This is a genomic window from Mycobacterium sp. UM_Kg1, from assembly GCF_000972925.1.
GTDB classification, from domain to species: Bacteria; Actinomycetota; Actinomycetes; order Mycobacteriales; family Mycobacteriaceae; genus Mycobacterium; species Mycobacterium hiberniae.
In genome coordinates this window covers 1-8,509 of the sequence record NZ_JRMK01000144.1, presented here as the reverse complement: position 1 = coordinate 8,509, position 8,509 = coordinate 1, and the positions used below count along the sequence as shown (strand labels likewise).

Sequence of the window (8,509 nt, the reverse complement as noted above, 5' to 3'; positions counted from 1 at the left end):
GATCGGCGCCATCAGCGGACCCCGAGTTGGGTTGCGGCGGTCTCGAACAGGCCGGACAGCGGGCCTGCGGTCACCCCGAGGGCCAGCGACAGCAGGACACCGGCGACCAGCGCACCCGCAACCGTCACCGGGACCCGGATCGTCGGACTGCCGGCGTGCGGGCTGCCCAGCAACATCCGGCCGGAGTTGCGCACCAGCGCGGCGAACGCCACCACCAGCGCCACCATGGCCAGGCCCAGCGCCCAGGCCAGGCGTGCGTCGGCCAGTGCGGCCGCGATCGCCACCTCGCTGGCGAACATCGCGAACGGTGGCAGGCCCAGCAGGATCACCATCCCGGCGGCGAACGCACCGCCGACCAGCCGCGACCGGCCGAGTACGGCGGTGATCTCGCCGATGGCCGTGGTTCCGTGGGCGGCCTGCAGCTGCCCGCCGGCCAGGAACAGCACGGTCTTGCCGACACCGTGGGCCGCGACGTGCAGCAGCAGCGCGGTGATCGCCAGCTGCGTCCCGGCAGCCGCGGCAATCGCGATCAGGCCCATCGTCTCCATCGACGAGTAGGCAAGCATCCGCTTGAGATCGCCTGTGACGCTGAGCAGCAGGGCTGCGATCAGCAGCGTCGCCAGGCCTGCCGCCAGCAGCGCGTTACGCAGGTAACCGGGCCCGACCGCGACATCGATGATCGGTTTGATCCGGATCAGCACCGAGAAAGCGACGGAGAGCAGCACCCCGCTCATCAAAGCCGACACCGGCGCCGGGGCCTGACTGTGTGCATCGGCGAGCCAGGTGTGAAAAGGCACCAGGCCCATCTTCGCGCCGTAGCCGATCAGCAGCAGTGCGCCGGCCAATCGGGTCACCGCCGGGTCGAGGGCCCCGGCATGTGCGGCCAGCACGTCGAGATTCAACGCGTCCTCGCTGTCTGCCCCGGCGTGCAATGCGGCGAAGTGCAGCAGCACCGTTCCCAGGAAAGCGATGGTGATGCCCACCGAGCACACCATGACGTATTTCCAGGTGGCTTCCAGGGCGGCCCGGCTGCGCCGGTGGCCGACCAGAAACGCGGTGACCACCGTGGTGGCCTCCACCGCGATCCACACCACGCCGATGTTGTTGGCCGACACCGCAAGAGCCATCGCCGCAAGGAATGCCGGGGTCAGAATGCCGTACAGGCGCGCCCCGCGCGCGTCGGTGTGGCCGTTCGCCAGCTCGGTGTCGATGTAGCCGATGCTCGCCCAGGTGGCGAGGCTGCCGACGACGCCGATGACGATCAGCATGGTCGCCGACAGCGCGTCGGCGCGCAGCAGGCCGTCCACTGCCACATGGGCCCGGTCGCCGAGCTGAAAACCCAGCGCGGCACCGCATCCGAGGATGGTCAGAGCCGATACCACGGTGGCTGCGCTGGTCAGCCCGCGCCGGCCGAGCGTCGCCGCGCACAGCGTTGCCAGCACCGGTGCCAGCAGGGGAAGCAGGATCAGAGCAGTCATCAGTCGCGCAGCTCCCGCAGCAGGTCCAGATCCACGCCGCCGAAGGCTTTGCGCAGCGCTCCGGTCAGCACGCCCAGGACGATCACGACGAACAGCACGTCCAGCGAGGCGCCGAGCTCCACAATCAGGGGGACACCGGCGGTGAGCAGGAAAGCGGTCGCGGCGATCCCGTTGTCGAGCATCAGCAGCCCGACCGCCTGGGAGATGGCGTGGCGGCGGGTCGCCATGATGAACAGGGCGATCAGCACCGTGGCGATGGCCGCCGGGGCGGCGTTGGTCGAGGTGCTGGGCGCCAGCGCGACCACCGGTTGGGCGATGGTGAAGCCCGCCACCACCAGCGCGGTGACCATGAGCAGCGCGGCGGTGGTGCCGACCAGCGGTGCCGATTCCCGGCGTTCGGCCCCCAGCGCCCGGTGCAGCAATCCCGGCAGCACAACCGCCCGCACCGCCAGCACGCCGATACCCACCATCACCAGGGCCCGATCATGCTCGTACACACCCCGAATCACCGGGATGGCGGCCAACGCGATGCCTTGGGCAACCAGCAAGCGGCGTACCACCACCGACAGGTCCCGGTGCCAGACGGCCAGCACCGCGGCCAGCAGCACGCCACCGGCAGCCAGGTCCAGCATGTTGACGTAGTTCATCCACGCGTCGTTCATCCGGCCGCCTCGGTGAAGAAGTTCGCCGCCGTCACCGCCAGCAGCGCCAACGCGAAGGAGCCGGCGAGCAGTTCGGGTACCCGGAACAGCCGTAGCTTGGCGAGGAACACTTCGACGCCGGCCATGGCTGCGGCCAGGACGGCCACCTTGAGCGCGATCGCCGCCGCCCCGAGGACCACGTCGAGCGCACCGGGGTTCGCGCCGGCAATACCCCAGGGCAAGAACAGGTTTGCCAGCAGCGCCAACAGCACGGTCAGCCGCATGCCGCTCGCCCATTCGACCAGCGCCAGCTTCGGCCCGGCGTATTCGAGCACCATGGCCTCGTGCACCATCGTCAGCTCCAGATGCGTCGACGGGTTGTCCACCGGCAGCCGGCCGGTCTCGGCGACGATCACGATGACCAGTGCGACGAAGGCCAGCGCGCTCGCCAGGGAGACCACCTGGCCGGGCTGCGCGCTGGTATGCCCGACGATGGCACCCAGATTCGCCGAGTTCGCCGGGATCGACAACGCGAACACCGCCAGCAGGATGGTCGGTTCCACCAGGGCGGCGATGGTGATCTCCCGGCTGGCGCCCATTCCGCCGAAGGCTGTCGCGGTGTCGATACCGGCCAGGGTCAACGCCACGGTGCCCAAAAACAGCAGGCCCACAACGGTAATCAGATCGGCGACCGGGTCCAGTGGTGACCCGGTCGCCACCAGAGGAGCGGTTGCGGCGATAACCAGCGTGGTGGCCGCCAGGGCGGCCGGCGCCGCGGCGAAAACCCAGGTGGTGCCCACCGGCTTGAGATTCTGCTTGCCCAGCAGTTTGCGCAGGTCACGCCACGGTTGCCAGACACCGGCACCCGCGCGTCCCTCGGCGCGGGACCGGACCTGGCGCATCAGACCCACCACCAGGGGGGCGCCGAAGATCACGCCGGTGACCTGGACGACTCCCGCCAGGTAAGCCATGACGTTCATCGCGCCACCAGCATGGCGATCAGCACTCCCGCCGCGCCGTAGGCCAGGTAGAGGTGCACGCTGCCGGTGTGGGCACGCCGCACCAGCTGCGCAGCGGCGGCCACGGCCCGCAGCAGGGGGGCATACCAGCGTTCTTCCACGACATCGGCCACCCGCGTGCGATAGGCGATCCGGTCCACGTAGTAACTCGACGGAGCCTGGCGGGTCACCTCGACGGCGGTGTCGGTGCGCAGCACATCATCGAAGACCTGCTGCAGCGGCTGGGCGAAGGATGTCGCGGTGTATTGCATCCGGGGGCTCAGATCGTCTGCTCCGCAGGCCCACAACGGCACCGCCGCGGCGCTCGGGCGGGTGCTCGCCCGCCAGCGGGAAACGATCAGGACCACGACGGCGGCGGCGGCCAGGGCGGCGGCCAACAGACCCGGGGACATCGAGGCGCCCAGACCGGGCAGGCGCAGGAATTTTCCGACGTCCGGGGCCGCGCCGGGCAGGGGCAGGGTGTCGAGCGCCGCGCGCAGCAGTGGCCCGACCGTGCCCGGCGCGACGGCCAGCATCAGGCAGGGCAGGGCGGCAAGCAACATCCCGGCCAGCATCGTGGCGGGCGCTTCGGTGGCCGCTGCCGCCGCGTCGCTGCGCGGACGGGCCAGGAATCCGATGCCGAAGGCTTTGACCATGGCGGCCACCCCCAGGCCGGTCGTCAGTGCGACCGCACCCACCGCCAGCGGGGTCACCAGGGTCAGCGTGACATCGTCGGCGGCCCGGGCATGCATCAGCGACTGGATCAGCAGCCATTCGCTGACGAAGCCGGCGCCCAGCGGCAGGCCGGCGGCGCCGAGCGCGGCCACCCCGAAGAGCGCTGTGGTGCCCGGCATTCGGGGGGCCAGTCCGCCAAGCCGGTCCAGGTCGCGCAGGCCGGTGGCGGCCAGCACCGACCCGGCCGCCAGGAAACCGAGGCTTTTGAACGCACTGTGGGCGAGCAGGTGCAGCAACGCCGCGACCGCAGCAACGGCGGCGGCATCACGCGCTCCGGCACCGGCGAACAACAGGGCCGCGCCCAGGGCCAGGGTGATCAACCCGACATTCTCCGTCGTCGAGTAGGCAAGCAGCCGTTTGAGGTCGGTCGCCACCGACGCCTGCAGCACGCCGTACAGCGCCGAGGCGCCCCCGGCGATCAACAGCGTCAGACCCCACCAGGCTGGGCCGGGCCCGAGCAGTACGACGTCGACACGGATGATCCCGTAAATGCCGAGGCTGACCATGGCGGCACTGAGCAGCGCCGAGACCGGGCTGGGTGCCTCCGGGTGCGCTCTGGGCAACCAGGCGTGCAGCGGGAGCAGCCCGGCTTTGGAGCCGAAGCCCAGCAGGGTCAGCACGAACACGGTGTTGCGCGCCTGCTCGGGCAGTCCGCCGGCGTTGGTGAAGGCGTCACCGGCATAGGCGGCCAGCACCACCATGCCCACCAGCAGCGACGCAAAGCCCAACTGGGTCATCACCGCGTAGGTCAGCGCGGCCGAGCGGACCTCGGCGCGCTGTTGTTCGGTGAGCACCAACACCAGGGACGTGAGTGCCATCAGTTCCCACGCCAGCAAGAACGTGGTCACCGAGCCTGCCGCCGGTACTGCCAGCAGCGTGGCGACGAAGAGCGGCAGGCCCAGCAGTGGGACCGCGCCGTAGCGCTCGTGACGCGCATAGCCGATCCAATACAGGCCGGCCGCCACTGCCACCGCGCCGGTCAGCGCCATGAAGAAGCCGCCGAGGGCATCGATGCGCAGGTGCACGCCCAGCAGCGGAACCAGCCAGTCGATGCGGATGGCGGGCACGGCGGCGAAGGCACCTGCCAGGCCGAGCGCGACTCCGGCGGCGCCGATCCCGGCTGTTGCCGCACCGCTGATGGTTGCCGGAAGCGCCCGGCGGCGCGGTGCGGCCACGGTGGGCGCCGGGGTGCTCACCGGCCGGTCACCGACCGCAGGGCGGCGAGGATCTGTTCGGGCCGCGGGGGGCAGCCGGGGATTTCGACATCGACGTCGACCACCTCACCGACGGCGCCCACCGTGCCGTAGGCCTGCGCGAAGACGCCCCGGTTGAGCGCGCAGTCGCCGCAGGCGATGACCTTGCGGGGCTGTGGTGTGGCCGCCAGCGTGTTGCGCAGCGGTTCGGCCATGTTGCGGGTGACCACCCCGGTGACCAAGAGGGCGTCGGCGTGCCGTGGCGAGGCGACCAGTCGGGCGCCGAACCGTTCGGCGTCGTACACCGGGCCGAACGCCCCGGCGATCTCGATCTCGCAACCGTTGCAGGATCCCGCGTCGACGTGGCGGATCTGGCACGATCCCGCGACGCCGGCCGGCGGCTCGGTGGCCGCAGGGGGGCGGGTGCCGGCCGGTTCGGTGATGCGGCCCAGTGCGCGGATCCGGGTCAGCCAGCTCATTGGCCGGCCCGCAGGTCATCGAGGATGGCGACCTGGTCGGAGAGAAGTCCGGTCAGGGCCTTGCGTGCCACGACGAGCAGCTCGGTGAGTACGGGCGAGGCGATGGAATAGACCACTGCGCTGCCGTCCTTGACCGCCGTCACCACGCCGGCGCGGCGCAGCACGCCGAGCTGCTGCGACAGATTCGAGGCCTCGATCCCGATCTCGGGCAGCAGCTCGCCGACGGAGTGGTCGCGCTCGGCCAGCAGCTCCAGGATCCGGATCCTGGCGGGGTGCCCGAGGGTCTTGAAGAACTCGGCCTTGACCTGATGCAGCGAGTTCGGCACAGCCGAAACCATACCAACCAAAGCATCAATTGAAAAGTTCTTCACATGGTGTAGAGCTGGATGCAGGTGTCGCGACCCCGCGCTGGGTTTGACCTGCCCGGTAGGGCAGGATGAGGATGCCGTCGCGGACGCTTACCGCGATGGCGCTGTCATATCCGCGCAGCCCGGAGGAGCCTGATGACGGAGCCGACGAGTACCGACGAAGGCCGCCCGGCCGGTCGCCCCCGCTATTCGCGGGTGTTGCTCAAGCTCGGTGGGGAGATGTTCGGCGGCGGCCAGGTTGGGCTCGACCCCGACGTGGTTGCCCAGGTCGCACGCCAGATCGCCGAAGTGGTCCGCGACGGTGTGCAGGTCGCTGTCGTGATCGGCGGCGGCAACTTCTTCCGTGGCGCCCAGTTGCAGCAGCGCGGCATGGAGCGGATGCGCTCGGACTACATGGGCATGCTCGGCACCGTGATGAACAGCCTTGCGTTGCAGGACTTCCTGGAAAAGGAAGGCATCGACACCCGGGTGCAGACCGCGATCACCATGGGCCAGGTCGCCGAGCCCTACATTCCGCTGCGGGCACAGCGGCACCTGGAGAAGGGCCGGGTGGTGATCTTCGGGGCCGGCATGGGGCTGCCGTATTTCTCCACCGACACCACCGCGGCGCAGCGGGCGCTGGAGATCGGCGCCCAGGTGGTGCTGATGGCCAAGGCGGTCGACGGGGTGTTCACCGCCGACCCGCGGACGCACCCCGACGCCGAGCTGCTCACCACGATCACCCATCGCCAGGCGCTCGAGCAGGGACTGAAGGTGGCCGATGCCACTGCCTTCAGCCTGTGCATGGACAATGGCATGCCGATCCTGGTGTTCAACCTGTTGACCGACGGAAATATCGCCCGGGCGGTCGCGGGTGAGAAGATCGGGACACTGGTCACCAGCTGACGGGCGCGATGGGGGATGCCCCTGCAGCGGCCGTGCCACAGCGAAGATAACGAGGAGCGGGGTACATGATCGACGAGGCTCTCTTCGATGCCGAGGAGAAAATGGAGAAGGCCGTGTCGGTGGCCCGTGACGATCTCTCGACCATCCGGACCGGCCGGGCCAACCCGGGCATGTTCTCACGGATAGCCATCGACTACTACGGGTCCATGACCCCCATCACCCAGCTGTGCAGCATCAATGTGCCCGAGGCGCGCCTGGTGGTGATCAAGCCCTACGAGGCGTCGCAGCTGGGCCCCATCGAAAACGCGATCCGCAACTCCGACCTCGGTCTGAACCCGAGCAACGACGGCTCGGTGATCCGCGTGGCAGTGCCGCAGCTCACCGAGGAGCGCCGCAAGGAGCTGGTCAAGCAGGCCAAGGCCAAGGGCGAGGACGCCAAGGTCTCGGTGCGCAACATCCGCCGTAAGGCGATGGAGGAGTTGCACCGTATCCGCAAAGACGGCGACGCCGGCGAGGACGAGGTCGGCCGGGCGGAGAAAGATCTGGACAAGTCCACCCAGCAGTTCGTGACGCAGATCGACGAACTGGTCAAGCACAAGGAAGGCGAGCTGCTGGAGGTCTAGGGACCGTCCAGCAGGCACAACCGTGGCCAACCATGACACCGGCGTAGACGCCGCGGTTGGGAAACCGAAGCAATCGCGAGCCGGACGCAACCTTCCGGCGGCCATCGCCGTCGGCGTACTGCTGGCCGGGACACTGGTCTACACGCTGCTGTTCGCCCCGCGCTTCTGGGTGCTGATCCTTGCGGTGGCCGCGCCGGTCGGCACGCACGAGATCACCCGGCGGCTGCGCGAGGCCGGCTACGACGTGCCGTTCATCCCGCTGGCCCTCGGCGGTCAGGCGATGCTGTGGCTGTCGCTGCCGTTCGGGGCCAGGGGAGTGCTCGGCGCATTCGGCGCCACCGTGGTGATCTGCATGATCTGGCGGCTGGTGCATCGCGGGTTGAACCACACCCCGGTCAACTATCTGCGGGACATGTCGGCGATGATCCTGATCGCCGTCTGGGTGCCGCTGTGCATGAGCTTCGCGGCCCTGCTGGTCTTCCGCGACAACGGACCGGGCCGGGTGCTGTGCCTGCTGTTTCCGGTGGTCTTCTCCGACATCGGCGGGTACGCCGTCGGTGTGCTGTTCGGCAAGCACCCCATGGCGCCGGCGATCAGCCCGAAGAAATCGTGGGAGGGGCTGGCCGGCTCACTGGTTGCCGGCATTGCCGCGGCCGTGTTCGCGGTGACGACGTTCCTCGACCGGCCGTGGTGGGTGGGCCTGCCGCTGGGACTGCTGCTGGTCTTCACCGGGGTCTTCGGCGACCTCATCGAATCTCAGGTCAAACGGGATCTGGGCATCAAGGACATGGGCCGGCTGCTGCCCGGTCACGGCGGCATCATGGACCGGCTCGACGCGCTGTTGCCGGCGGCGGTGGTGACCTGGATCGTCCTGGCCGTTCTGCCCTGATTCACCGGCATACTGGAACCGATCATGACGCAACAGTTGGTGTTCACCGCGCCCAAACGAGCCCTGCCGCCGCGCCATCTGGCTGACCTGGACCCGGCCGGGCGGGCCGCGGCCGTCGCCGAACTGGGCTTGCCGGCCTTCCGTGCCAACCAACTCGCCCAGCAGTATTACGGCAGGCTCATCGCCGACCCGCAGCAGATGACCGACCTTCCGGCGGCGG

General features: G+C 69.4%; 9 protein-coding genes and 1 pseudogene. 4 read left to right on the top strand and 6 right to left on the bottom strand.

Going from position 1 to position 8,509, the window contains the following annotated elements:
* Window positions 1–11 precede the first annotated feature (11 nt).
* The 6 genes from LI92_RS17585 to LI92_RS17560 are packed head-to-tail and all read right to left on the bottom strand — an operon-like array spanning window position 12 to window position 5,862.
* Window positions 12–1,478, bottom strand: a complete 1,467-nt coding sequence (locus tag LI92_RS17585; protein WP_046321154.1) for a proton-conducting transporter transmembrane domain-containing protein — start codon at window positions 1,476–1,478, stop codon at window positions 12–14.
* On the bottom strand, window positions 1,478–2,140 hold the full coding sequence (locus tag LI92_RS17580; RefSeq protein WP_046321153.1) for a hypothetical protein: 663 nt from the start codon (window positions 2,138–2,140) through the stop codon (window positions 1,478–1,480). Before LI92_RS17580 ends, LI92_RS17585 begins: the two co-directional genes overlap by 1 nt.
* Window positions 2,137–3,090: a respiratory chain complex I subunit 1 family protein gene (locus tag LI92_RS17575; RefSeq protein ID WP_152665531.1), complete on the bottom strand. Its 954-nt coding sequence runs from the start codon at window positions 3,088–3,090 to the stop codon at window positions 2,137–2,139. The genes LI92_RS17580 and LI92_RS17575 overlap by 4 nt, the downstream gene beginning before the upstream one ends.
* A gap of 5 nt (window positions 3,091–3,095) precedes the next feature.
* Window positions 3,096–5,048, bottom strand: a complete 1,953-nt coding sequence (locus LI92_RS17570) for a proton-conducting transporter transmembrane domain-containing protein (protein ID WP_046321150.1) — start codon at window positions 5,046–5,048, stop codon at window positions 3,096–3,098.
* Window positions 5,045–5,524 carry an NADH-quinone oxidoreductase subunit B family protein gene (locus LI92_RS17565; protein WP_046321148.1) on the bottom strand — a complete coding sequence of 160 codons (480 nt, stop codon included), beginning with the start codon at window positions 5,522–5,524 and terminating at the stop codon, window positions 5,045–5,047. The genes LI92_RS17570 and LI92_RS17565 overlap by 4 nt, the downstream gene beginning before the upstream one ends.
* Window positions 5,521–5,862, bottom strand: a complete 342-nt coding sequence (locus LI92_RS17560; protein ID WP_046321146.1) for a winged helix-turn-helix domain-containing protein — start codon at window positions 5,860–5,862, stop codon at window positions 5,521–5,523. The genes LI92_RS17565 and LI92_RS17560 overlap by 4 nt, the downstream gene beginning before the upstream one ends.
* Window positions 5,863–6,027: 165 nt before the next feature.
* Between LI92_RS17560 and pyrH the strand changes: the two genes are divergently transcribed.
* The 4 genes and pseudogenes from pyrH to LI92_RS17540 all read left to right on the top strand — a co-directional run.
* Window positions 6,028–6,777 (top strand): UMP kinase, encoded by a 750-nt coding sequence (gene pyrH / locus LI92_RS17555; protein WP_046321144.1) that lies wholly within the window; start codon window positions 6,028–6,030, stop codon window positions 6,775–6,777.
* Window positions 6,778–6,842: 65 nt separating this feature from the next.
* A complete protein-coding gene (frr, locus tag LI92_RS17550) occupies window positions 6,843–7,400 on the top strand; it encodes a ribosome recycling factor (RefSeq protein WP_046321141.1) in 558 nt (185 codons plus the stop codon).
* A gap of 22 nt (window positions 7,401–7,422) precedes the next feature.
* Window positions 7,423–8,289 (top strand): phosphatidate cytidylyltransferase, encoded by an 867-nt coding sequence (locus LI92_RS17545; protein WP_046321139.1) that lies wholly within the window; start codon window positions 7,423–7,425, stop codon window positions 8,287–8,289.
* Between the two features lie 24 nt (window positions 8,290–8,313).
* Window positions 8,314–8,509, top strand: a pseudogene (locus LI92_RS17540) (dual-specificity RNA methyltransferase RlmN); the annotation flags it as partial.

What these genes read in the sequence shown, in the direction of transcription:
- pyrH (WP_046321144.1), top strand. Translation starts at nt 6,028, where the DNA reads ATGACGGAGCCGACGAGTACCGACGAAGGCCGCCCGGCCGGTCGCCCC.
- LI92_RS17565 (WP_046321148.1), bottom strand. Translation starts at nt 5,524, where the DNA reads ATGAGCTGGCTGACCCGGATCCGCGCACTGGGCCGCATCACCGAACCG.
- LI92_RS17585 (WP_046321154.1), bottom strand. Translation starts at nt 1,478, where the DNA reads ATGACTGCTCTGATCCTGCTTCCCCTGCTGGCACCGGTGCTGGCAACG.
- LI92_RS17560 (WP_046321146.1), bottom strand. Translation starts at nt 5,862, where the DNA reads ATGGTTTCGGCTGTGCCGAACTCGCTGCATCAGGTCAAGGCCGAGTTC.
- LI92_RS17575 (WP_152665531.1), bottom strand. Translation starts at nt 3,090, where the DNA reads ATGGCTTACCTGGCGGGAGTCGTCCAGGTCACCGGCGTGATCTTCGGC.
- frr (WP_046321141.1), top strand. Translation starts at nt 6,843, where the DNA reads ATGATCGACGAGGCTCTCTTCGATGCCGAGGAGAAAATGGAGAAGGCC.
- LI92_RS17580 (WP_046321153.1), bottom strand. Translation starts at nt 2,140, where the DNA reads ATGAACGACGCGTGGATGAACTACGTCAACATGCTGGACCTGGCTGCC.